Origin of the sequence: Hoeflea sp. EC-HK425 (assembly GCF_902498795.1) — a bacterium.
GTDB lineage: Bacteria > Pseudomonadota > Alphaproteobacteria > Rhizobiales > Rhizobiaceae > Hoeflea > Hoeflea alexandrii.
In genome coordinates this window covers 1,012,455-1,034,628 of the sequence record NZ_LR701572.1, presented here as the reverse complement: position 1 = coordinate 1,034,628, position 22,174 = coordinate 1,012,455, and the positions used below count along the sequence as shown (strand labels likewise).

The following is a 22,174-nucleotide window of genomic DNA, read 5'->3' as shown; positions in this document are numbered from 1 at the left end:
CCCGGTGATGCGGGCCGGCGGGAGATTTCAGATCAGCGCCGCGCCGCGTCCCACGAGTAGGTCTGGCTGCGCGAGCGCACATCGGTGCGCGTCATCTGCAGTTTCAGCTCTTCCTTCGGCCGGTTGACGATGAAGCTCATCATCACCGTCTCGAACCCCCGCGAGGAATCAAACGCGTTGATCTTTATGTAGCTGTCGCCATGCGCCTTGCGGCAGTCGTCGAGCTCCATCATCGCGCCCTTGGGGTCCTTCAGATCGAACATCGGGTGGCCCCACATCTCCCAGTAGGTGTTCCTGGGATGCGGATCGTCGGTGTACTCGATGCCGACGGCCCATTCGCGCGACAGGCAATACTCGATCTGGGCGGAAATCTGCTCGTCGCTGAGGTCGGGCAGAAAGGAAAAGCAGCCTTGGGTGATACGCATGTGTATGTCCTTCTCGATCGGGCTTACATGGAGACCGACGCGGTCGGCACGAAGTCCGACGTGTCTGTCGATGTGTAGTTGAAGGTGATGTTGCCCCAGGTCTCAAGCGCGGCTTCCAGCGGCTTGCACCACTTGGCGGCAGCGCGAAGGATATCCGGACCCTCGTTGGCGATATCACGGCCTTCGTTGCGGGCGAGCACCATCGCCTCGAGCGCAACCCGGTTGGCCGTGGCCCCGGCCTGGATGCCCATCGGATGACCGATGGTGCCGCCGCCGAACTGCAGCACCACGTCGTCGCCGAACAGGTCAAGCAGCTGGTGCATCTGCCCGGCATGGATGCCGCCCGAGGCCACCGGCATGACCTTCTTGATGTCGGCCCAGTCCTGCTCGAAGAAGATGCCGCGCTGCAGGTCGACCTCGTTGCGGGTCTCGCGGCAGACATTGTAGTAGCCCTGCACGGTCAGCGGATCGCCCTCGAGCTTGCCCACCGCCGTGCCGCAATGCAGGTGATCGACACCGGCAAGCCGCAGCCACTTGGCAATCACGCGGAACGAGATGCCGTGGTTCTTCTGCCGGGTGTAGGTGCCATGACCGGCGCGGTGCATGTGAAGGATCATGTCGTTCTGGCGGCACCATTCCGAGATCGACTGGATCGCGGTCCAGCCGACGATCAGGTCGACCATGACGATGACCGAGCCCAGCTCCTTGGCGAACTCGGCGCGGCGGTACATTTCCTCCATCGTGCCGGCGGTGATGTTGAGATAGTGGCCCTTGATCTCGCCGGTCTCGGCGGTCGCCTTGTTGACCGCTTCCATGCAATAGAGAAAACGGTCGCGCCAGTGCATGAACGGCTGCGAGTTGATGTTCTCGTCATCCTTCATGAAGTCGAGCCCACCCTTCAGACCCTCATAGACCACGCGGCCATAGTTCTTGCCCGAAAGCCCGAGTTTGGGCTTGGTCGTTGCGCCGAGCAGCGGCTTGCCGAACTTGTCGAGCCGCTCGCGCTCGACCACGATGCCGGTGGGTGGTCCCTTGAAGGTCTTGCAGTAGGCCACCGGAAACCGCATGTCCTCGAGCCGCGCCGCCTTCAGCGGCTTGAACGAGAACACGTTGCCGATGATCGACGCCGTCAAATTGGCGATCGAGCCCTCCTCGAACAGGATCAGGTCATAGGCGACATAACAGAAATACTGCCCCGGCGTGCCCGGAACCGGATCCACCCGGTAGGCCTTGGCGCGGTACTGGTCGCAGGCCGTCAGGCGGTCGGTCCAGACCACGGTCCAGGTCGCCGTAGAACTTTCGCCGGCGACCGCGGCGGCCGCCTCGATCGGATCGACGCCTTCCTGCGGCGTGATCCGGAACAGCGCGATCAGGTCGGTGTCCTTGGGCACGTAATCGCCGTCCCAGTAGCCCATCTGCGCATATTTGAGCACGCCGGCCTTGTAGCGTTCCTTGCCCTTGATCTCGGTTTTTGCGTCCGTATTCATGGCGTTGACCTCTCTTCTTGAATCTCTCCGTCAGGAGCTTGAATCGGTTTCTCAGGCAGCCTTGGCTGTGGTGGCTTGCGGATCGAGCGTGCCGCTGGCATAGCGTGCCGCCATGTCGTCCATCGCGATCACCCGGATTTTCGATGCCTGTCCGGCGGTTCCGAAGGCCTCGAAGCGGTCGCGGCACAGATCACGCATGGCGTCCATCGCCGGTTTGAGGAACTTGCGCGGATCGAATTCGCTGGCCTTGGAAGTGGCGATCTTGCGGAACTGCCCGGTCATCGCCATGCGGCAATCGGTGTCGATATTGACCTTGCGCACGCCGTGCCGGATGCCCCGGACGATCTCCTCGACCGGAACGCCGAAAGTCTGCGGCATCTCGCCGCCAAACTCGTTGATGATGTCCTGCAGCTCCTGCGGCACAGAGGAAGAACCGTGCATCACCAGATGGGTGTTTGGGATCTTGCGGTGGATCGCCTCGATCACACCCATCGCCAGGATGTCGCCGTCGGGCTTGCGCGAGAACTTGTAGGCGCCGTGCGAGGTGCCGCAGGCGATCGCCAGCGCGTCTACCCTGGTGCGAAGCACGAAATCGAGCGCCTGGTCCGGATCGGTCAGCAGCTGGTCATGCGAGAGCTTTCCCTCGGCGCCCGAGCCGTCCTCGGCCTCCGCCTCGCCGGTCTCGAGCGATCCCAGAACACCCAGCTCGCCTTCCACCGATGCTCCGACCCAGTGCGCCATCCGCGCCACCCGTTCGGTGATCGTCACGTTGTAATCGTAGGACGCCGGCGTCTTCATGTCGGCTTCGAGCGACCCGTCCATCATCACCGAGGTGAAGCCGTGGCGGATCGCGCTCATGCAGGTGGCTTCGTTGTTGCCGTGGTCCTGGTGCATGCAGATCGGGATATCCGGATACATCTCGGTCAGCGCGTCGATCATTTTCGACAGCATGATGTCGCCGGCATAGGAACGCGCGCCGCGCGAGGCCTGAATGATCACCGGCGCATTGCACGCCTTGGCCGCCTCCATGATGGCGAGCCCCTGCTCCATGTTGTTGATGTTGAAAGCCGGCACGCCGTAGCCTTGGTCGGCGGCGTGATCGAGCAGTTGACGAAGGGTGATACGGGCCATTGGGATCTCCTGTCAGGCTGAAGGGGCGAAGGTCGGTGTCGGCTCGGGCAGCAGTTTCGCAAGCTCCCTGATCCAGACGGATGCACTCTCGGGCATGCCGCCCGGCACAGCGAAATAGTCACCGAGTGCGCTCAGGCGGATGGCGAAGGTCCGGCTGCGGCGCTGGGCTTCGGGATGAAACCGCAGGTTCTCGAGAAGAGCGATCGCGCCGTCGGGCGTTGCGGCAAGGCCGGATTCGGCAACCGGACCGACGCAATCGCCGACGAAATGCACCGGAAGTCCGGTCAGTTGCTCAAGCGGCTCAACCAGATGGCGCAGCGACAGGGTCGGGTTCACATCCCCACCGGGATCGTCATAGCCGGCGATCACCGCCACCCGGGCGCCGCGAACGGCGAGATTGCGCAGGCCGGCGGCGAAATCCGCATCAAGACCCTTGCCCAGGTCGCAGCGGACCAGCACCGTCCGGTCCTGAAGGTCGGTCACGCCGCTCATGCCCCGGCCCTGCCTGTCAGTTCAAGCGCCAGTCCGGCAACCCGTTCGGCGGTGATGCCGAAATGCTCGTAGAGTTCCGCGGCGGGCGCGGATGCGCCGAAACCGTCCATGCCGACAAAGGCGCCCTCCGGGCCGATCCAGCGGTCCCAGCCCATCCGGGCCGCGGCTTCGACCGCAATCCGCGGAGCGGTTCCAAGCACCTCGTCGCGGTAGCCCTGATCCTGCGCTGCAAACTTTTCCCAGCACGGCATCGAGACGACTGCGGCGCTGATCCCGTTGAGGTCGAGCAACTGCTCGGCCGCCTTGCGGGCGATCTCGACTTCCGATCCGGTCGCAAGCAGCGTGACATCGCGCTTGCCTTTCGGCTGGTGCAGCACATAGCCGCCCCGCGCCGACAGGTTCTCGGCCGACCCGGTATCGCGCAGCATCGGCAATCCCTGGCGCGACAGCGCCAACACGCTCGGCGTCGACCGGTCCCTGAGCGCCAGTTCCCAGCATTCCGCCGTCTCGATGATATCGGCGGGCCGGTAGACATTCATGTTGGGCGTCGCCCGAAGCATCGCCAGATGCTCGACCGGCTGATGCGTCGGCCCGTCCTCGCCGAGCCCGATGGAATCATGGGTCAGCACATAGACCACCCCCTGCTCCATCAATGCCGACAGCCGCATGCCGCCGCGCGCATAATCGGAGAACACCAGGAAGGTACCGCCATAGGGAATGAACCCGCCATGCAACGCCAGCCCGTTCATTACCGCCGCCATGGCGTGTTCGCGGATACCGTAGTGAACGTACCGGCCCTTGAACCGTTTCGGCCGGATGCTCTCGGTCTGCGAGGTCTGGGTCAGGTTGGAACCGGTCAGGTCCGCCGATCCGCCGATCGTCAGCGTGGTGGCGCCATTGATCACCTCGAGCGCCATCTGCGAGGCCTGGCGGGTGGCGACCTTGGTGGCCTTCTCAAGATGCTCCTTGCGGAAGGCGGCGAGTTTGCGGAACACGCTCTCCGGCAGCTCACCCGACAGCGTGCGGTCAAACGCGGCCGCATTGCGCGCCGCTGCATGCCGCTCCTGCCATTGCCTGCGGGCGGCATGCCCGCGTTTCGCCACCGATTCCCAGGCGGATTTGATGCCGGCGGGAACGGTGAACGAATCATGCGGCCAGCCGAGCGCCTCGCGGGCTCGGGCGATTTCCTCCTTGCCCAGCGGCGCGCCATGGGTCTTGTGCGACCCTTGCATCGTTGGCGCGCCCTTGCCGATCGTGGTTCGGCAGGCAATCAGGGAGGGCCTGGCGCTCTTGCGCGCATTCTCGATGGCGGCAGCGACGGCGTCCGCATCATGGCCATCGACCTTCTGAACATCCCAGCCCGCGGCCTTGAACCGCATGGGCTGGTTCATCGACGTCGAGAGGGAGGTGGCTCCGTCGATGGAGATCTCATTGTCGTCCCACAGCACGATCAGCTTTTTCAGCTTCAGGTGGCCGGCAAGATCGATCGCCTCATGGCTGATACCCTCTTGCAGGCAGCCGTCGCCGGCGATCACATAGGTGAAATGGTTGACGAGCTTGCGGCCGAACCGCGCCGCCATCATTTCCTCGCCGAGCGCCATGCCGACGGCTGTCGTGATCCCCTGCCCCAGCGGCCCGGTGGTGGTCTCAACTCCAAGGGTGTGGCCATATTCCGGATGACCGGGGGTTTTTGATCCCCATTGCCGGAAGGCTTTCAGTTGCTCCATCGGCATGTCGGAATAGCCGATGAGATGATTGATGGCATAGATCAGCATCGAACCGTGCCCGGCCGACAGAACGAACCGGTCGCGGTCGGCCCAGTCCGGCATCGACGGGTCGATGCTGATGAAGCGGTTGAACAGCACCGTGGCGACATCGGCCATGCCCATCGGCATGCCGGGATGGCCGGAATTGGCCGCCTGGACTGCGTCCATGGCAAGGAAGCGGATGGCGTTCGCCATGTCGCGTTCGCTGGTGCTGTCGGAAGCTGCGATGGCTTGGGAAATGTTCATGACGGCCTCCTCAGGACATGCGGCGCTTGCGCTCGACCAGCTTGTGGATCAGCGGCGTGAAGATGAGCTGCATGGCGAGATCGAGCTTGTCGCCCGGCACGACGATGGAATTGGCGCGCGACATGTAGCTGTTCTGGATCATCGACAGCAGGTAGGGAAAATCGATGCCGCGCGGATTGGCGAAGCGGATCACCAGGATCGATTCAGCCGGCGTCGGAATCCAGCGTGCGATGAACGGGTTCGAGGTGTCGACGATCGGCACCCGCTGGAAATTGATGTCGGTCAGCGAAAACTGCGGGCAGATGTAATGCACGTAATCCGGCATCCGCCTGAGGATGGTGTCGGTGACAGCCTCCGTGGAGTAGCCGCGCGCCGCCTTGTCGCGATGGATCTTCTGGATCCATTCGAGATTGATCACCGGCACCACGCCGATCTTCAGATCGCAATGCTGCGCCAGGTTGACCTCGTCGGTGACGACGCAGCCATGCAGGCCCTCGTAAAACAGCACGTCGCTGTCGCCGAATTCCTCCCATTCGGTGAAGGTGCCCGGCGCCGCGCCATAGCGCTCGGCCTCCTCGTCGTCGTGGATGTAGTGCCGGGTGCGGCCCTTGCCGCGCCTTCCATACTCCTCGAATACGCTCTCGAGGATTTTCAGCTCATTGGCTTCGGCGTTGAAATGGGTGAAGTCACGGCCTTGTGCCTTTTCCGCTGCGACCTTGTCCTTCATCGCCTGGCGGTCGAAGCGGTGGAATGCGTCGCCCTCGATAAAGGACGCAGTGACCTTCTCACGGGCAAAGATCTTCTTGAAGGTCTGCTCGACCGTCGTGGTGCCCGCGCCGGACGAGCCCGTAATGGATATGATGGGAAATTTAGCTGACATGATGGATCAAACCCTGAAAAGACCGCGGTTACCGAACAGAGGCGAGCGCTCGCTGATCATCTCCGGATCGACGTGATAGCGGGCGATGCGCTCGACCTTAGATTTCGAACCGAAGATCAGCGGAATGCGCTGGTGCAGGCTGGTGGGCTGGATATCGAGGATGCGGTGGACGGAATCGGTCGCTGCACCGTCGGCCTGCTCGACCAGAAAGGCGATCGGGTTGGCCTCGTAGACCAGCCGGATGCGGCCCGAGCCGTAGCCCTTGCGCTTGTCGGCCGGATAGAGAAACACGCCGCCACGGATGAGAATGCGGTAGCAATCGGCCACCAGCGACGCGATCCAGCGCATGTTGAAGTCTTTCTCCCGCGGCCCCTCGCTGCCGGCGAAACAATCGTCGACATAGAGCCGGATCGGCTCTTCCCAATGCCGGTAATTCGAGACGTTGATCGCGAATTCCGACGCATTGTTCGGGATAGACACGCAGTCATAGGCCTCGATGAAATCCCCATATTTGCTTGAATGAATGAAAATCCGCGTGCCGGTGCCTACCGTCAGGACCAGCGCTAGTTGCGGCCCATAGATGAAGAAACCCGCGGCCAGTTGCGCCGTGCCGGGTTGCAGGAACGCCTGCTCGGAGTTGGATTTCGGATCACCGGTGACCGGCAGAATCGAGAATATCGTGCCGATCGAGACATTGGTCTCGATGTTGGAAGAGCCATCGAGCGGATCGATCGCCAGCGCCAGCGGCTTGGCGGGATCAATCAGGATCGCCCCGGTATTTTCCTCCGAACCGTAAAGCGCGACCGGCACCTCCCGGATCGCCTGAAGAAAGATCCCGTCGGCCACGACATCAAGATCCTTCTGGATATCGCCATCGGTATTCGAGCTGCCGCGCGAGGCCGCGAAGCCTGCATTGAGCGCGCCTTGCGTTGTCAGCTTGCGGACCTCGAGAGCGGCCTTGGCCAATGCGCCAATGGTTGCCGAGACGGCTTCACTGTGCGGCTTCTGGGTGAATGACCCTGAACGCAAGAATGCGAGTAACGATTGCCCTGACATTGCGGTTCTCCTCCCGAGCCACAATGAATAGGCACTTCCGCATATTTGTAAATTTTAACTTATTGACCGTTTATATAAGTTTATCTTACACATATTCGATGCTCAATATCTCCATCCGCCAGATGCACACGCTGCTCGCCATACAAAGGCACGGCAAGATTTCCGCCGCGGCGAAGTCGCTCGGGCTGACCTCTCCGGCGGTGACGCTGCAATTGCAGCAGCTGGAACAGGAGCTTGGCTGCCAGTTGTTCCTGCGTTCCAAGTCCGGCGCGCAACCGACAGAAATCGGCGAGATCGCCATTCAAACCGCTCGCCGCATTGTCAACGAGGTGACCTCGCTCGGCGAAACCGTCCAGGCTCACAAGGGCGTTGCCGCGGGGACAATCCGGCTGGGCGTCGTCTCCACCGGCAAGTATTTCGCGCCGCGCGTCATCGCCGCCTTCACGGCGCTGCATCCCGGCATATCGATGACGCTGGTCGCGGCCAACCGTTCCGAGATCATTCAGAAGCTGCACGATCACGATATCGATATCGCCCTGATGGGCCGCCCGCCGACATCGTTCGGGGTCAACGCGACCCTGTTCGGCGACCATCCGCTGGTCTTCATCGCCAGTCCGGATCACCCGCTGGTCGGCAAACTCGACATCAGCAGGGAGGAACTGGCGGAGCAGAAGTTCATCGTCAGGGAGAGAGGCTCCGGCACACGCTCGTCATTCGAATTCTTCATGGCCGACACGATCGAGGGCATGCGCACGGTGCCGACGGAAATGGATTCAAACGAGACCATCAAGCAGGCGGTGATTGCCGGTCTGGGCATTGCCTTCATCTCCGGCCACACCATCGAACAGGAATGCCAGGCCGGCCGCATCGCCATCCTCGATGTGGTGGAAACCCCGATCCGCCGGCAATGGTTCGCGATCCGGCACGCCAACCGGTCCGCCACTCCGGCGCTGCAGGCGCTGGACGATTTCCTCAGAGTCCGCGGCCCCAGCCTGCTGCCGGTGATGAGCAAGCCCTATCAGGCAATGCTGCCCGTACAGACCTGAGCGTCCCGCAGCTCAAGCCTGAGTTCGGCATACACTCAAGCAATCGCCTCACTTCGCCCCGCCTGGCGGCCCGAGAAGATGCAGCCGCCAAGGAAGCTGCCCTCAAGCGCGTTGTAGCCGTGATAGCCGCCACCGCCAAAACCGCTGACCTCACCGGCGGCGAACAGGCCTTCGATCCGCTGGCCCTGATGATTGAGCACCTGGCCATTGAGGTCGGTCTCAAAACCGCCAAGCGTCTTGCGGGTGATGATGTGCAGCTTGATAGCAATCAGCGGTCCGTTTTCAGGATCCAGGAACCGGTGCGGCTTCGCTGTCCGCATCAGCCTGTCGCCGCGATAGTTGCGCGCCGCATGCACTGCCATCAGCTGCGCGTCCTTGGTGAACGGGTTGGCCACCTGACTGTCCCGCGCCACGATCTGCGCCCGGATCTTCTCCAGATCGACGAGGCCGCCGCCTTTCCGGTTCATCCCCTCGACCAGCTCCTCCAACGTGTTGGCAACGATGAAATCCTCGCCATGCCGCTTGAAAGCTTCGACCGCCGGTACGGCCTGCTTGTTGAGGATCCGCTGCCGGATCACCTTGAGCCAGCTTTTCGACGCGAAATCCGGGTTCTGCTCCGACCCCGACAGCGCCACCTCCTTCTTGAGGATCTTCTGAGTCATGATGAACCAGGAATAGTCGTATCCCGTCGACAGGATCTCCCTCAGTGTCGACAGGGTGTCGAAACCCGGCATGCAGGGCGGCTTCAGCCGGTTACCTTCGGCATCGAGCCACATCGACGACGGACCCGGCAGGATGCGGATTCCATGGTTGGGCCAGATCGGGTTCCAGTTCTTCACGCCTTCGGTGTAGTGCCACATCCGGTCGACATTGATCACCCGGCCGCCGGCGGCTTCGGTGATCGCGATCATGCGCCCGTCGACATGGGCCGGCACCCCGGCGATCATCTCGCGCGGCGGCTCGCCCAGCCGGTCACGCGGCCAGACCTTGCGCACCAGATCGAAGTTTCCGCCGATGCCGCCCGATGTCACCAGCACGCTCGGCGCCCGCAATTCGAACTCACCGCGGATTTCGCGGCTGGTCGACTGGCCGCGCTCCTTGATATCATCGACAAGCACTTCCCCCGAGACACCCTTGACCGCATTGTTCTCGGTGATGATGGCCGAGCAGCGATGCCGGAACCTCAGTTCGATCAGGCCGGTCTTCACATGGGTCCGCACTCGCTTTTCGAACGGCTCTACCGTACCCGGCCCGACGCCCCAAGTGATGTGAAACCGCGGCACCGAATTGCCATGGCCGTTTGCAAACGAACCGCCCCGCTCGGCCCATCCCACGACCGGGAACCAGCGCATGCCCATATCGTAGAGCCACGGCCGCATCTCGCCGGCAGCAAAATTGACATAGGCCTCGGCCCATTTGCGCGGCCAGTAGTCTTCCTTGCGGTCGAACTGGGCAGACCCCATCCAGTCGCCAAGCGCCAGCTCACGGCTGTCCTTGATGCCCATCCGCCGCTGCTCGGGCGTATCGACCAGGAACAGGCCGCCGAGCGACCAGAAGGCCTGCCCGCCGAGAAAGTTCTCAGGCTCCTGATCGAGAAGGATGACCCGTTTGCCCCGATCAGCGAGCTCTGCCGCCGCCACAAGCCCGGCAAGCCCGCCGCCAACCACGATCACATCACAACTGTCCATTTGCTCTCGTCCCGATCCATGTCCGTGCACCCTGTCCCGATCTCTTTGGCTCAGGCAAGGCTGCTCATATCAGTAAACCATCTGATCCAAGCGGCAACCACCGCAGCAATCGCTAGAAGCTCTTGATAAGCTGGTTCGCCGAGAACGCAGCCTGGTAGAAGCCGGCTTTCAGGCCCCTCATCGTCTCGGGCTTCACCCCGGTCACCGGCATCGGCAGGTCCGCCTCGCTGCCGCCGGCAATCAGCTCGGCCATGGCCTTGCCGAACACCGTTCCCGGCGCAATCCCCCGACCATTGTAGCCGATCGGCGTGTAGAGCCCCTCGTCCAGCCGGTGAATGCGCGGCAGGTGGTCACCCGTCATGGCGATCTGCCCGTGCCAGCTTTTCTCGAATTCCACCGGTCCCAGACCGGGAAAAAGCCGCTTGAGCTTGCGCGCCGCCCAGCGCTCCGAAAGCCCTTTCTCGCCGCCGATTACAGCGCCCATCGAGCCGATGATCAGCCTGTCCGCCGCATCGCGCCGGAGCGAGAACATGATCTGCCCGGTGTCCCAGATCCCCTGCCGCTCGGGTAGAATGCCCTGAACCCGGGCGCCCAGTGGAACGGTCGCCACCTGGAAATAGTGGATCGGCACGAAGCTCTGTTTCAGTCCCGGCCAGAGATCGTCGGAATAGGCGTTGGTCGCCAGCACCACCGATTTCGCCCGGACCACGCCCGCCCCGGTTTCGAGCAGCCAGCCATCCGGCTGCTTGACCAGTTTTGTCACCGCTGCGCCCGTGTGAATGCGCGCGCCGGCGGCGTGGGCGGCACGGGCCAGGCCACGCACATAGCCCATCGGGTTGATCGTTCCGGCACGGGCGTCCAGCAGGCCGCCATGAAACGCGCCGGAACCGATCTTCGCGGCAGTTTCTTCTCTCGACAGCAGCCGCACCGGCGCGCCCAGTCTGGACCACTCCCCGGCGCGCCGCGCCAGATCCTTGAAACCGCTTTGGGAATGAGCCGCATGAATGGTGCCGGACCGAGTCAGTTCACAGCGGATCTGGTGCCGTTCGATCAGCGACATCACGCAGTCGGGACCCTCGCCCAGGATATCCACCAGGCGCGCACCGCGCTCGCCGCCAAGCTTCGCCCGCACGTCCTGCGGCGGCAGCCACAGCCCGGCATTGACCAGCCCGACATTGCGTCCGGACCCGCCAAAACCGATCTGCCGGGCTTCCAGCACGCAGGCGTCAAGGCCCTTTTCCGCCGCATGCAGCGCCGTAGAAAGACCGGTATAGCCTCCGCCAACGATCGCCACTTCGGTCTTGATATCAGCCGTCATCGGCAACGCCTGAAAGCCCTCCTCGGAGGTCTCGTCCCACAAGGACACTGCCGACGAACCTGTCATCACCTGGCTTCCTTCATTCTACTTGCGTCTGTTGGCGGCGACATAATCTGCCTCCCCGACTTCAGGACTGTTGAACCAAGCGCCCGGTTGCGTCAATCATGCGCACGAACCCAATTCACGTTTGAACAGGTATCCTCATGGCCAAGACCATAACCCCGGTAGCCGATCTCGTCGCGGCCGCGCGCGCCCGCATCGAAGAGATTGAAACCGAGGACGCCATCGCCATGGTCAGTGACCCCGAGGTCGTCATCGTCGATCTGCGCGATGTTCGCGAACGCCAGCGCTCGGGCTTCATTCCCGGCAGCTTCCACTGCCCGCGCGGCATGGTCGAGTTCTGGGTGGATCCGCAAAGCCCCTACTACAAGGAGGTCTTCGGACAGGACAAGAAATTCGTCTTCCATTGCGCCTCGGGCTGGCGCTCGGCGCTGACAACGGCAACGCTCAATGACATGGGCTTCGACGCCGCCCACATCAAGGAAGGTTTCTCGACCTGGGAAGCCCAGGGGGGCCCCGTCGAATTTCCACCCGAGCACAAGCCGTGACGTCACAAACCGCGGCGACTGCCCCGTCAGCAGATATCAGTGCTGGTTAAAATCGGTATCGATCCGCCACTTGACCCTGTCAGCCTCGAGAAAGTCGATCGAATGCACCACCGTGCTGTTCTCGTTGAGGAAACAGACATTGTAGTTCGGCGCCAGGTCACCGTACCCCATCCGGTTGATCTCGCCTGAGAACTCAGGCCAGCAGGTGTGATTGGTCGAGCGCGGAGCCGAATAGGGAATGCCGCAGACTGCGCCGCTGAGAGTATAGTGGCAGTGACCGAAGAACAGATGGGCGACGGTGTCTTTGTACTCCGCGAGCAGCGCCTGGAGCGCCCGCTCGTCGATGATCCCGATGATATCGGCATTGGCCACGTGCACCCGCACCGGATTGTGGTGCATGAACAGGTAAGCCCGCTGGCCTTTGGCCCTTGCTCCGTCGAGCACGGTCCTGAGCCAATCCATCCGCTGCTGGCAATAGCGCCCGCTGTGCTTTCCCTGATCAACCGTGTCCATGTAGACAAACAATCCGGCAGGTGTTTCCTCCGTCCACTGGACAAAGCCCGCCGCGTCCCGGTTGGTTTCCGCAAACATTGAGGCAAACATCTCGCGATTGTCATGATTGCCGATCATCAGCCGGGGCGCGAGCTTGCCCTTGAGTGAACTGGCTTCGAGGATGACCTGGAGCTCACGGTAGCTCTCCTCAAGCCCGTAATGGGTCAGATCGCCTGTGATCACCACCCGGTCGGCATCATGGTCATGCGCCTCGACATAGGCCAGGCATTTCTTGAAATTCGCAATTGAATCATGACCAAGGATGGGCTCGCCGTTGATATGGATATCGGAAATATGCACCAGCTTCATGAAAGTCTCCTTTGCGGCGGCGCAAGGACTAGCGGCAATGTGTTGCGGCGCTATGACGGACGCCTTGGCACCATCGACCACGAGGCAAAACGCTGCGCAAGTCCTCTCCATGCTCATCCCGGTATTTGGCTTTCAAAGCTGCCCTGGCGCTGCGGTCAAACCACCACGGCCTTGACTTCGTTAAACGCAAAACGCCGCGCCTGTCCCGTAAAAGACGGAAAAGCGCGGCGTCGGACTGGTATTCAGTCACTCCCGGCCATCGTGCCAGCCCCGCGGGGATGGCACACCGGCTCGGGCGGCTCCTTACAGCATGTCGAGGTTGATCCCGACGGTGATCGCACCGATCGGCTCACCGGTTTCCGGATCGGAAATGGTCACGCTGGCCTGCGACTGCAGCGCCTGGGTAGATTCGTCTTCCTCGACGCCATCGACAAAGACCACGCCGGGGCCGGCGCCATAGGTCTTCTGCCACTTGGCTTCGTCACCCTGCCAGTAATCGGAAGTGACATCGCTCTGGCCGACATTGAGGCCCTTGGCATCCATCACGAACATTTCGGTGATCATGCCCTGGCTGCCATCCTTCTTTTCCATCAGGAACTTCGACAGTTCGCGTGCAAGCACCTCGTTGACGAAAGGCTTGTCCGAAGCCGTCGCCTGTGCGCGCCACTCCTTGTCCAGCTTGTCGATTGCCGCCTCATCCAGGCCACTGGTCTTGGCGTTCTGCTCCTTGATCGCGCCAACCACGACCGGGTCGGTCAGCCAGGCTTCGACGTTCTGGCTGATGAATTCCTTGACCGGTGCCACATGTGCGTCTTCGGCCTGTACGGTCACCGGTGCAAACGCGATCGTGGCGGCCGCGAGCATGGCAGATGCAAAAAGCTTGGTTTTCATTGGGTTCTTCTCCTCGTTTTGAAGTGGTTTGCGATCACCTCTGATCGCTGTTGGCTTGGGTACGCGGGCTTAAAACTCTTCCCATGTCTCCGTGCTCTGAGCGAGCGCGGCATTGCCCTGGGTCTGGTACTGGGGCTGGGCGGACGGTCGTGCTGCAGCCGCTTTGGCCGCAGCCGCCGGAGCGGGTCTTGGCGTCCCGGCGGTTCGTGCCTGGGCCGCCGTTCCGGTCAACTTGAAAGACCTCACAACATCGGCCAGGCGTTCGCATTCACCCGCAAGATTCTGGGACGATGCGTTGCTGTCCTGGACCATGGCCGCGTTCTTCTGGGTCATGGTATCCATCTCGTTGATGGCCATATTGACCTGGGACAGCCCGGTCGCCTGTTCGCGCGAAGCCCGGGAAATGGCATCGATCTTCTGGGCGACCGCAGTGATCTGCTCCTCGATCTGCTCCATGGATTTTCCGGTCTTGTTGACCAGGTCGACACCATTGCTCACCTGGGCGCCGCTCTCCTCGATCAGGTCCTTGATCTCCTTGGCCGCATTGGCCGAACGCCCGGCCAGGTCACGCACCTCCTGCGCGACAACGGCAAATCCCTTGCCTGCCTCTCCGGCTCGCGCCGCCTCGACACCGGCATTGAGCGCCAGCAGGTTGGTCTGGAAGGCAATGTCATCGATCACCTTGAGGATCTGCGCGATTTTCGAGGAAGACTCCTCGATCCCGCCCATCGCCGTGATCGCCGAACGGACGATCTGCGAAGACGATGTCGCTGCATCGCGGGTCGAGCCGACAAGATCGCCGGCTTCGGTCGCCTGTTCGGACGAGGCCTTGACGGTTGCGGTGATCTCGTCGAGCGCCGCAGCGGTCTGCTCGAGCGCAGCGGCCTGCTGTTCGGTCCGGCGCGCCAGTTCGTCTGTCGAGCCGCCCAGGCTGTCGGAAGCCTGCTTGACGGCGTGCTGGGCGCTGTCGATGGTGCCGACAGTTGCCTCCAGCGCCGACAACGCCTTGTTGAAATTGTCCTGCAGCGCGGCGAACTCGCCACCAAGGTCTGGAACCCGGGCCGTAAGGTCTCCCGAAGCCAGCTTCTCCAGTGCGGTGCCGAGCTCTTCGACCACCTTGCGCTGGGCCTGTGACGACCGCTCGGTCTCACTCATGTTGGCCTGCCGCTCCGCATCAAGCTGCTCGCGTTGCCGGACCATCTCGGCATCGGCTTCGAGCTTCATCCGCGCGGCGTTGCAGAATTCCGTCAGGGCGCGCGCCACGACACCGATCTCGTCGCCTTTTTCAGCGTGCGGAACAGGCGTTGTTATGTCACCGGCTTGCAGCTCGCCTATGCGTCGATTGACATCGGCCAACGGCCTGCCGACAAACTTGCGCATGGCAAACAGCAGGATCGCAACAGCAATGATCAGCACGGCGATCTGGGAAGCCATCGCCTTGAGCGCAAAATCGCGCGACGATATTGCAATATCGGCTGTCGACCAGACAGTCTTGACCTGCCCCAGCGACACGCCGTCCTTGCCCGCTGGCAACGGTGCAGAAACCACGACCCAGGAGGACGCCTCCTCGATACTCGCTTCCTTCATTTCACCCGGATTGACATTCAGCGCCTGCGCAAGGGCCGGATCAGGCGTTTCGGAGCGCGACCAGACATCGACCTGGTCTCCGGCCTGGTTGAAGGCGGCGAACCCGATCAGCGCAAGCTTCGGATCATCCTGGAAAATTTCATAGGCCGAGCGGATCGCTTCGGTCTTGCCCCACTTCACCCCGCCGGCGGCCTGGGCACCGATCTGGGCGGTGTCCTTGAGCCAGTTGCGTTCTGCAGTCGCCATCTGGCTCGCACCAGACATCTGCGAGATCGCAAAGCTGATGACGACAAGGCCAAGCAGATTGATCAGAATCACGGTGATTGCAATTTTCTGCGTGATGCTTCGCGCTGACCCCTTGGCTTTTCCAGCCAGGCCCTTTGTCGGATTGAACCCCATGAAACCCCCTCAACAATTACAGTAGCCAGTTGCCGGTTGTGCAATCATTGCGGGCCGACAGACCTCATGTCCGCCGAATGGCCTAGCATTCAAGATCTCTAATCTGTTCGAGAGTGGTTTAATTACCCTTAATTGTTAGGGGGTCATAACTTGCTAAAATGTGTCGTTTTCGGTCAATTTGTCTCTTTTGCAGGACCTGCGCCCTTTGGTCTGTACCTTGCTTGAGAATTTGATGACAACATCACAGCAGGCGAGCCCTGCTCGGCGAAATGAAGCGCGGTTGTTTGTGACAAAGGCTGTCGGTACAGCTCAGGAGAGGATGCTTGAACGTCTAAACCGCAAGAGAAGCCGATGCCGAAAAAGAAGATCCGCAAAATCTACGATGCATTGATCGAGGGGGCCTATCAGGGGCTCAGCGATGTCGAACTGCATGACTATGTTTTTGAGCAGTGTCCCAAGGCAACGAGCAAGCGTCTTGTCCGTGCCGCCCTTCTTGCCCTGAGCGACCCCCAGGTCCAGGACCGCAATGTACTCAATGTTATTTATGCGCTGGCGATCAAGCACCGCCTGGATGGCGGACCCGACAGTGACGAGGATGACGACTGAGCGCGCCAGGCCCCGTTGATCCATGTTCAGGACTGAACATCCGCCCTTTGCGTCAGGTAGCCAACCAGAGCCAGACCGGCGCGCTCCAGCGTCCCGGAATTGTCGATGACGACATCAGCCTCGAAGCCCGTTTCCAGCGCGGCAGCACGGACCAGCCTGGCTTCAATCTCCTGAGCGCTCTCCCTGCCTCGCGATTGCAGCCGCTGTGCCAGAATGGATCTATCCACCCGGATCTCAACTGCCACGGCAGTCGGGAACACCTGCCGGATAACACCCCATGCCCCTCTCGATCCGTTGACAACGGCCGGCTTGCCCTGGCCCAGATGAGCTTCGATCGTGCGCGGCAGCCCGTAGCGCAAACCGTTTGCTGCCCAGGTCAGGGAAAAGTCGCCACGGTCGATCGCCGCGTCGAACTCGACATCTGTCATCGGCAGATGGTCTTCACTGCCCGCATCCGCCGGTCGCGTGATGGTACGCCTTACGAACAATACGTCGTCGCGCGCGGCAAGCTCGTTGCGTGCATAGGACATCAGCGTGTCCTTGCCCGAGCCGCTCGGCCCGAGCACCACGATCAGAGGTCCCGGCACCGTGCTCGTCAGTTTCCGGGATGCCTGCATCACGCCACCCGCTCGCCCTGACGCCAGACCGAACGCACCACCGGAACCCCGCTCTCACGGTGCACCCTGACCAGGTCCGCGCGTTTGCCGGTCTGGAGACTGCCACGGTCATCGAGACCGACTGTCCTGGCAGGCGTTGCGGTCACCAGCCGGATCGCTGTCGGCAAATCGAGATCATCGATCTCGTCGGCCAGCACGAACGGCGCGTGGATGAGGCTGAACGGAACATAGTCCGACGAAAGCACGTCGAGAACGCCGGAGCGTGCGAGATCGGTGGCGGCGATGTTGCCGGAATGCGATCCACCGCGCACCACGTTTGGCGCTCCCATCAGAACACTCATGCCGGCCTTGTGGGAAGCCTTCGCGGCCTCGATGCTGGTCGGGAATTCGGCCAGCCTGACACCAAAACCCACGGCTTCGTCAACATGATCGAGCGTCGCATCATCGTGGCTCGCAATCGTGATGCCTCGCTCGGCGCAGGCGCTCGCGATCGCCCTGCGATGCGCCTCGGAATACTGCGCCGAAGCCTCCTGCCGCCGGTTTACAAAATGGGCAAACGCCTCGTCGGACAAACCACGCTTGGTCTTGTAGTAGAGCGTGTACTGCTCCATCGTCTGGAACTGCCGCTGACCCGGCGCATGGTCCATCAAAGACGCCAGCCGCACCTGGGTATCGGTCTGGAAGTCGGCAAAATGGTCGAGCACGTCCGACGCGGAAACCTCGCAGCGCAGGTGAATGAGATGATCGGCCCGCAGCCGGTTTTCCGATCTCGCCTTGGCGATGGCATCGGCAATCGCCCGCATCTCGCCCATCCGGAATCCGTCATCCTCATCCGAGCCGAGCCGCAGGCAGTCAAACACCGTGGTGATGCCGGAGGAAGCGATCTGTGCATCATGCGACTGAATCGCCGAAATCGCGTTCCAGCGCACGCCTGGACGTGGCGAATAATGCGCCTCGAGATGATCGGTGTGCAACTCCACCAGACCGGGAAGAATGTAGTCCCCTTCCATGTCCACACCGCTTGCCGAATTGCCTTCGGCGATCTCGGCAATCACGCCATCCCTGAACACCAGGCTGCCGGCAACGATCCGGTCCTCGAGAACAAGCCGTGCATTGGTCAAAACTGTTTCGGTGGTCATTCAGGCAGTCTTTCTGTGCTGGCCGAGCGCGAGCGACGTCCGGCGTCTGATTACGAATGGCGCGCCGGGTTCCGGCTCGACAAACAGGGCAAGTTCGCGCACGGCGACCGGACCGGCCAGAACCGGCGCGAAATGGGCACTGGCGGCGGCCTCGACACGTGTGATCTGCGGCCCCGCAAGCCGCGTGGTCAGGGTCATGTGAAAGCGGAAGCGATCAAAAACGTAAGGATACCCCCACCGCATCAGGTTTCTCAGTTCCTCTGACGAGAGCGAAACGGGATTGCGGCGCTCGATCTCCCTGTCGGTCAGCGGTGCACGCAATGGTTCGAACGCTTCGACGACGGAATTGGCGAGTGCATTGAGCGCAGGCGCCGGACCAGCCGGCACAAGCGCCAGGAAGCCTTCCAGCCGGCCGACCTTCAGCGCCGGAATCTCGAACGTGCTGGTCTGCTCAGCGAAGATTTCCATGGCGTCGGTCAGGTCCGCTTCGCTGGCACCTTCCGCCAGGCGGAACGGGGCCTTCAGCGTTGCGTGAAAGCCATAGCGGCGGGCGGGGCCGGTGATCTCGGCCAGCTCGGTTGCGCCGAGCCCTTCGAGGTCGGGATGCTCGACGGGCTTTCCCGTCGCCGCATCGCGGCCCAGCCAAGTGGCAGCCAGCGCTTCAAACGACGAAGCGGCCTCCGGTGCAAAGTAGATCGCGTATCTCATGCGTGCCCCGTTCGTCCAATCAGGCGGCTTCTGAGCCAGCCCGACAACGTGTCCATCGCCATCACCATCAGCACGATCAGGATAATGTAGTAGCTCACCTCTTCCCAATCCTTCTGGGTGGCGATGGCCTGGGTAAGCAACAACCCGATGCCGCCGCCAACGATGGCGCCGATGATTGTGGCGGAGCGGGTGTTCGATTCGAAATAATACAGAACCTGGCTCAAAAACACAGGCGTGACTTGCGGGATGACGCCGAAACGGGCCTGCTGAATGCGCGACGCACCCGTCGACTGGACGCCTTCCACCTGCTTGTTGTCGATGTTTTCCAAGGCCTCGGAGAAGGTCTTGCCGAAGGTGCCGGTGTCGGTCAGCAAAATGGCCAGCGCGCCTGTCATCGGCCCCGGCCCAAAGGCACGCGACAGGATGATGGTCCAGATCAGGCCATCGACGCCACGCAGGAAATCGAAGACCCGCCGCAGCGTGAACAGGATCGGACGCGACGGCGAAAAGTTCGTGGCTGCGAAAAACGCCAGCGGCAGGGCAATCATGGCCGCACCCATGGTGCCGAGGAAAGCCATCAGTACGGTCTCGAACAAAGCCCACGCCACATCGCCATGCCGCCACATCGCATTGGTCCAGAAGTCATGCAGCATCGCTGAGAGATTCGAGCGATCCGGCGTGATCCGTTCGCCAATCGTTGCAAGCTTGACCAGCTCGACGAATGACTTTCCGTAAAACGGGCTGTCCAGCGTGAAGAAGAACAGCTCCCACCCGGCCTGGTACTTGAACACTTCGGTGCGGTTGCGGGTGTAGCTGAAGCGTCCCTGTTCGGTGGTCACCGACACGCGGGTGTCCGATGCATTGATCCAGTCGGGGATTCCGCCCTCCGGCAGGACAAGTTGCAGCTTGCCTGCCTGGGGCGAAATGTCGATCACGCCGTAGCCGGGAACGGTGTAGCGCGCGCCATCAGCATCAAAGATCACTTCATGGCCCCGGTCGAGGTCGATCCGCGTCACGCCGTCCTGCATGGTCACCCAGTCAGGCAGCATGCCTTCGGGATAGGTGCCCTTGTTCTCGCCCTCGATGGCGACCGTCACTTCGTTGACGCGGTTGTCGCGCGTCACATGGGTCTTGTGGGACCAGAAGTCCGAAACCAGGATCGCCGCATTGTCGAGCCTTGCACGCGAAGCGATGCCGGCAATGTCAAACGCGAAGAACACGTAAACCAGGTAGGCCAGGATCAGCGCGGGAGCGCCGAAGCCAATCATTTGCTTGCGGCTGAACCCCTTGAGCACATGCTGGCGCAAGTCGTCCGGTGTGAGCGTCGCCGTATCGAGAATGGTCATGTCAGTGTCCTTTGACCAGACGGTTGCGGTAGTGGCTCGACAACTGGTCGAAGAACACGATTGTCACGAAAAGCAGGATGAAGATCGCCACCACTTCGTCGTAGCGCCCCTGCCCCCACTGCATGGCGATCCTGAGATCGTGACCGATGCCGCCCGAGCCGACGAAACCGAGAATGGCGGAAGCGCGAATGTTGATTTCGAAACGCAGCAATCCGTAGGACAGCCAGTTCGGCGCGACCTGCGGGATGACCCCGAGCCACATTTTCTGGATCCAGCTCGCCCCTACCGACGACAAGCCCTCGACCGGCTTGAGATCGGCGTTCTCCGAGACCTCGGAAAAAAGCTTGCCGAGCGCACCGGCGGTGTGAAAGGCAATCGCGATCATCGCCGGGACAGGTCCGCCGCCAAGGATGAAGATCAGCACCAGCGCAATGACGATTTCCGGGATCGCGCGCATGCCGTCCATCGACCGCCGGAACAGCGGGATCAGTCGCGGCCAGCGCGCCAGCCCCCTGGTTGAGAGCAGCGCCAGAACGATGGCAAAGGCGGCTCCGATCAATGTGGATACGGCAGCGATGTTCAGGGTTTCGATGAGCGACGGAAGGAATTCCAGAAACAACGCAGGCAGCAACGCCGCCTTCTCGATCCCCTCGGCCAGAACCTCCGAGGGAAAGTCAAACACCTGGGTAAAGCCGGTCCAGAAACCGCCGGCATTGCGCGCATCCGCAAGCTGAAAGCCTGACACCATCATTGCGATGAAGACGATCAGCAGGATACCGCCATACATCTGTTTTTGGCGGGCCATCGCCAGATAATTTTCGCGGATGGCCATCGAGGCGGCGCTGCCGCCATGATGTGTGGTCATATCGCTCATCGGCGGACGCCCTTCCTGAATAGAAAGCGGGGAGCCGGACGGCCCCCCGCGATAGTTTTGGAAACCTTAGTTGCTCTGCGCCTTGCGGACGGCAACGATGGTCTCGTAAGCGTCATGGGTGATTGGCTTGAAACCGGCGGTTTCGCCAGCAGCGATGTTGTAGGCGCACTGTGCGTCCTTCTCGTGCATCGAGCCGACGAGTTCGATCATCTTGTCCTTGACATCCTGCGGCAGCGCCTTGCGCAGAGTGACCGGACCTTCAGGGATCGGCTTCGACTTCCAGATTTCCACGATGTCATTCATGTCGACGAGACCGGAGTCGACTGCCTTGCGCAGTGCACCCGAATTGTAGCCGTCTTCCCAGTTGCCCTGGCCATCGGCCCAAGTCACGCCGGCGTCGATTTCGCCGTTTGCAACCGCAACAATGGTCTGCTCGTGACCGCCAGTGAACTTGACTTCACCGAAATAGTCGCCGCTCTCCATGGAGGCACCGGTTGCCTGGGGAATTTCGATCGATGGGATCAGGTAGCCCGAGGTCGAGTTGGGATCACCAAAACCGAAAGCCTTGCCCTTCATATCATCCAGCGAGGTGATGTTACGGTCCTTGCGGGCAAAGCCGATCGAGTGATAGCTGAACGAGCCGTCGAGGTTGGTCTTGACCAGAACCGGCTCTACGGCTTCAGGATCGGTCAGGAAGGCCTTGGCATAAGAGGAAGCTCCGAGCCACGCCATATCGATCGAACCACCGAGCATGCCCTGGATCACGCCATCATAATCGGCCGGCGTGAACAGCTTGACCGGAACGCCAAGGGCTTCCTCGGCATAGGCACGCAGGCATTCGTTCGAGGTCAGACGGTCCTGGGCGTTTTCGCCGCCGAGGATGCCGATGCGGAATTCGGTGATCGCGTCCTGCGCGAAAGCGCTGGTGGACAAGAGGGCTGCCGTGGCGGCCACGAGGATGGTCTTCATCATAATCTAGTCTCCGTACAAGGGTTGACAGTGG

At 61.8% G+C, this 22,174-nt stretch carries 21 protein-coding genes; 3 read left to right on the top strand and 18 right to left on the bottom strand.

Annotation, left to right across the window (positions count from 1 at the left end; all coding sequences use genetic code 11):
- Positions 1-32: 32 nt before the first annotated feature.
- The 7 genes from SPHINGO391_RS07650 to SPHINGO391_RS07620 are packed head-to-tail and all read right to left on the bottom strand — an operon-like array spanning position 33 to position 7,483.
- Complete coding sequence (locus SPHINGO391_RS07650) at positions 33-425, bottom strand: ribulose bisphosphate carboxylase small subunit (RefSeq protein ID WP_152008270.1); 393 nt, start codon at positions 423-425, stop codon at positions 33-35.
- 23 nt (positions 426-448) lie between these two features.
- The gene (locus SPHINGO391_RS07645; RefSeq protein WP_152008269.1) at positions 449-1,912 is read right to left on the bottom strand and encodes a form I ribulose bisphosphate carboxylase large subunit; all 1,464 of its coding nucleotides are present in this window, start codon (positions 1,910-1,912) and stop codon (positions 449-451) included.
- A gap of 51 nt (positions 1,913-1,963) precedes the next feature.
- Positions 1,964-3,043, bottom strand: coding sequence for a class II fructose-bisphosphate aldolase (gene fba, locus SPHINGO391_RS07640; RefSeq protein ID WP_152008268.1), 1,080 nt, complete (start codon positions 3,041-3,043; stop codon positions 1,964-1,966).
- Positions 3,044-3,055: 12 nt separating this feature from the next.
- Complete coding sequence (gene pgk, locus SPHINGO391_RS07635) at positions 3,056-3,535, bottom strand: phosphoglycerate kinase (protein WP_152008267.1); 480 nt, start codon at positions 3,533-3,535, stop codon at positions 3,056-3,058.
- Entirely contained in the window at positions 3,532-5,547 is a 2,016-nt protein-coding gene (tkt, locus tag SPHINGO391_RS07630) for a transketolase (RefSeq protein WP_152008266.1), read from the bottom strand. Before tkt ends, pgk begins: the two co-directional genes overlap by 4 nt.
- A 10-nt stretch (positions 5,548-5,557) precedes the next feature.
- Entirely contained in the window at positions 5,558-6,427 is an 870-nt protein-coding gene (locus SPHINGO391_RS07625; RefSeq protein WP_152008265.1) for a phosphoribulokinase, read from the bottom strand.
- Between the two features lie 6 nt (positions 6,428-6,433).
- Positions 6,434-7,483 (bottom strand): class 1 fructose-bisphosphatase, encoded by a 1,050-nt coding sequence (locus tag SPHINGO391_RS07620; protein ID WP_152008264.1) that lies wholly within the window; start codon positions 7,481-7,483, stop codon positions 6,434-6,436.
- 98 nt (positions 7,484-7,581) lie between these two features.
- Here SPHINGO391_RS07620 and SPHINGO391_RS07615 point away from each other — a divergent pair, with 98 nt between their 5' ends.
- Positions 7,582-8,529: a LysR substrate-binding domain-containing protein gene (locus tag SPHINGO391_RS07615; protein ID WP_152008263.1), complete on the top strand. Its 948-nt coding sequence runs from the start codon at positions 7,582-7,584 to the stop codon at positions 8,527-8,529.
- Positions 8,530-8,564: 35 nt separating this feature from the next.
- Here the strand turns inward: SPHINGO391_RS07615 and SPHINGO391_RS07610 are convergent, their stop codons facing one another.
- Both SPHINGO391_RS07610 and SPHINGO391_RS07605 read right to left on the bottom strand, forming a co-directional pair.
- Entirely contained in the window at positions 8,565-10,217 is a 1,653-nt protein-coding gene (locus SPHINGO391_RS07610) for an FAD-binding dehydrogenase (protein ID WP_152008262.1), read from the bottom strand.
- Positions 10,218-10,329: 112 nt separating this feature from the next.
- On the bottom strand, positions 10,330-11,601 hold the full coding sequence (locus SPHINGO391_RS07605) for an FAD-binding oxidoreductase (protein WP_152008261.1): 1,272 nt from the start codon (positions 11,599-11,601) through the stop codon (positions 10,330-10,332).
- Positions 11,602-11,738: 137 nt separating this feature from the next.
- Here SPHINGO391_RS07605 and SPHINGO391_RS07600 point away from each other — a divergent pair, with 137 nt between their 5' ends.
- Positions 11,739-12,143 carry a rhodanese-like domain-containing protein gene (locus SPHINGO391_RS07600; protein WP_152008260.1) on the top strand — a complete coding sequence of 135 codons (405 nt, stop codon included), beginning with the start codon at positions 11,739-11,741 and terminating at the stop codon, positions 12,141-12,143.
- A 36-nt stretch (positions 12,144-12,179) separates the two neighbouring features.
- Here SPHINGO391_RS07600 and SPHINGO391_RS07595 read toward each other — a convergent pair whose 3' ends face one another.
- The 3 genes from SPHINGO391_RS07595 to SPHINGO391_RS07585 all read right to left on the bottom strand — a co-directional run bounded on the left by SPHINGO391_RS07595 (position 12,180) and on the right by SPHINGO391_RS07585 (position 15,881).
- Positions 12,180-13,004 (bottom strand): metallophosphoesterase, encoded by an 825-nt coding sequence (locus tag SPHINGO391_RS07595; RefSeq protein ID WP_193217224.1) that lies wholly within the window; start codon positions 13,002-13,004, stop codon positions 12,180-12,182.
- A gap of 303 nt (positions 13,005-13,307) precedes the next feature.
- Positions 13,308-13,895 (bottom strand): hypothetical protein, encoded by a 588-nt coding sequence (locus SPHINGO391_RS07590; RefSeq protein ID WP_152008258.1) that lies wholly within the window; start codon positions 13,893-13,895, stop codon positions 13,308-13,310.
- 69 nt (positions 13,896-13,964) lie between these two features.
- A complete protein-coding gene (locus tag SPHINGO391_RS07585; RefSeq protein WP_152008257.1) occupies positions 13,965-15,881 on the bottom strand; it encodes a methyl-accepting chemotaxis protein in 1,917 nt (638 codons plus the stop codon).
- Between the two features lie 351 nt (positions 15,882-16,232).
- On the opposite strand from SPHINGO391_RS07585, the gene SPHINGO391_RS07580 reads away from it, so the two are divergent.
- Complete coding sequence (locus tag SPHINGO391_RS07580) at positions 16,233-16,487, top strand: hypothetical protein (protein ID WP_152008256.1); 255 nt, start codon at positions 16,233-16,235, stop codon at positions 16,485-16,487.
- 26 nt (positions 16,488-16,513) lie between these two features.
- Here SPHINGO391_RS07580 and phnN read toward each other — a convergent pair whose 3' ends face one another.
- From phnN to phnD, 6 genes are all read right to left on the bottom strand, one after another.
- On the bottom strand, positions 16,514-17,104 hold the full coding sequence (phnN, locus tag SPHINGO391_RS07575) for a phosphonate metabolism protein/1,5-bisphosphokinase (PRPP-forming) PhnN (RefSeq protein ID WP_152008255.1): 591 nt from the start codon (positions 17,102-17,104) through the stop codon (positions 16,514-16,516).
- On the bottom strand, positions 17,104-18,243 hold the full coding sequence (locus SPHINGO391_RS07570) for an alpha-D-ribose 1-methylphosphonate 5-triphosphate diphosphatase (protein WP_152008254.1): 1,140 nt from the start codon (positions 18,241-18,243) through the stop codon (positions 17,104-17,106). Before SPHINGO391_RS07570 ends, phnN begins: the two co-directional genes overlap by 1 nt.
- The gene (locus SPHINGO391_RS07565; RefSeq protein WP_152008253.1) at positions 18,244-18,951 is read right to left on the bottom strand and encodes a DUF1045 domain-containing protein; all 708 of its coding nucleotides are present in this window, start codon (positions 18,949-18,951) and stop codon (positions 18,244-18,246) included.
- Positions 18,948-20,297 (bottom strand): phosphonate ABC transporter, permease protein PhnE, encoded by a 1,350-nt coding sequence (gene phnE / locus SPHINGO391_RS07560; RefSeq protein WP_152008252.1) that lies wholly within the window; start codon positions 20,295-20,297, stop codon positions 18,948-18,950. The genes SPHINGO391_RS07565 and phnE (SPHINGO391_RS07560) overlap by 4 nt, the downstream gene beginning before the upstream one ends.
- 1 nt (position 20,298) lies before the next feature.
- Positions 20,299-21,171 (bottom strand): phosphonate ABC transporter, permease protein PhnE, encoded by an 873-nt coding sequence (phnE, locus tag SPHINGO391_RS07555; protein WP_152008251.1) that lies wholly within the window; start codon positions 21,169-21,171, stop codon positions 20,299-20,301.
- Between the two features lie 66 nt (positions 21,172-21,237).
- On the bottom strand, positions 21,238-22,140 hold the full coding sequence (gene phnD / locus SPHINGO391_RS07550; RefSeq protein WP_152011474.1) for a phosphonate ABC transporter substrate-binding protein: 903 nt from the start codon (positions 22,138-22,140) through the stop codon (positions 21,238-21,240).
- Positions 22,141-22,174 lie beyond the last annotated feature (34 nt).

Excerpts from the sequence above, each read along its gene's own strand:
- SPHINGO391_RS07585 (WP_152008257.1), bottom strand. The coding sequence starts at position 15,881 with ATGGGGTTCAATCCGACAAAGGGCCTGGCTGGAAAAGCCAAGGGGTCA.
- SPHINGO391_RS07620 (WP_152008264.1), bottom strand. The coding sequence starts at position 7,483 with ATGTCAGGGCAATCGTTACTCGCATTCTTGCGTTCAGGGTCATTCACC.
- fba (WP_152008268.1), bottom strand. The coding sequence starts at position 3,043 with ATGGCCCGTATCACCCTTCGTCAACTGCTCGATCACGCCGCCGACCAA.
- SPHINGO391_RS07590 (WP_152008258.1), bottom strand. The coding sequence starts at position 13,895 with ATGAAAACCAAGCTTTTTGCATCTGCCATGCTCGCGGCCGCCACGATC.
- SPHINGO391_RS07565 (WP_152008253.1), bottom strand. The coding sequence starts at position 18,951 with ATGAGATACGCGATCTACTTTGCACCGGAGGCCGCTTCGTCGTTTGAA.
- SPHINGO391_RS07600 (WP_152008260.1), top strand. The coding sequence starts at position 11,739 with ATGGCCAAGACCATAACCCCGGTAGCCGATCTCGTCGCGGCCGCGCGC.
- SPHINGO391_RS07595 (WP_193217224.1), bottom strand. The coding sequence starts at position 13,004 with ATGAAGCTGGTGCATATTTCCGATATCCATATCAACGGCGAGCCCATC.
- phnE (WP_152008251.1), bottom strand. The coding sequence starts at position 21,171 with ATGAGCGATATGACCACACATCATGGCGGCAGCGCCGCCTCGATGGCC.
- pgk (WP_152008267.1), bottom strand. The coding sequence starts at position 3,535 with ATGAGCGGCGTGACCGACCTTCAGGACCGGACGGTGCTGGTCCGCTGC.
- tkt (WP_152008266.1), bottom strand. The coding sequence starts at position 5,547 with ATGAACATTTCCCAAGCCATCGCAGCTTCCGACAGCACCAGCGAACGC.
- SPHINGO391_RS07570 (WP_152008254.1), bottom strand. The coding sequence starts at position 18,243 with ATGACCACCGAAACAGTTTTGACCAATGCACGGCTTGTTCTCGAGGAC.
- SPHINGO391_RS07650 (WP_152008270.1), bottom strand. The coding sequence starts at position 425 with ATGCGTATCACCCAAGGCTGCTTTTCCTTTCTGCCCGACCTCAGCGAC.
- phnE (WP_152008252.1), bottom strand. The coding sequence starts at position 20,297 with ATGACCATTCTCGATACGGCGACGCTCACACCGGACGACTTGCGCCAG.
- SPHINGO391_RS07615 (WP_152008263.1), top strand. The coding sequence starts at position 7,582 with ATGCTCAATATCTCCATCCGCCAGATGCACACGCTGCTCGCCATACAA.
- phnN (WP_152008255.1), bottom strand. The coding sequence starts at position 17,104 with ATGCAGGCATCCCGGAAACTGACGAGCACGGTGCCGGGACCTCTGATC.
- SPHINGO391_RS07605 (WP_152008261.1), bottom strand. The coding sequence starts at position 11,601 with ATGACAGGTTCGTCGGCAGTGTCCTTGTGGGACGAGACCTCCGAGGAG.
- SPHINGO391_RS07580 (WP_152008256.1), top strand. The coding sequence starts at position 16,233 with ATGCCGAAAAAGAAGATCCGCAAAATCTACGATGCATTGATCGAGGGG.
- SPHINGO391_RS07645 (WP_152008269.1), bottom strand. The coding sequence starts at position 1,912 with ATGAATACGGACGCAAAAACCGAGATCAAGGGCAAGGAACGCTACAAG.
- phnD (WP_152011474.1), bottom strand. The coding sequence starts at position 22,140 with ATGAAGACCATCCTCGTGGCCGCCACGGCAGCCCTCTTGTCCACCAGC.
- SPHINGO391_RS07625 (WP_152008265.1), bottom strand. The coding sequence starts at position 6,427 with ATGTCAGCTAAATTTCCCATCATATCCATTACGGGCTCGTCCGGCGCG.
- SPHINGO391_RS07610 (WP_152008262.1), bottom strand. The coding sequence starts at position 10,217 with ATGGACAGTTGTGATGTGATCGTGGTTGGCGGCGGGCTTGCCGGGCTT.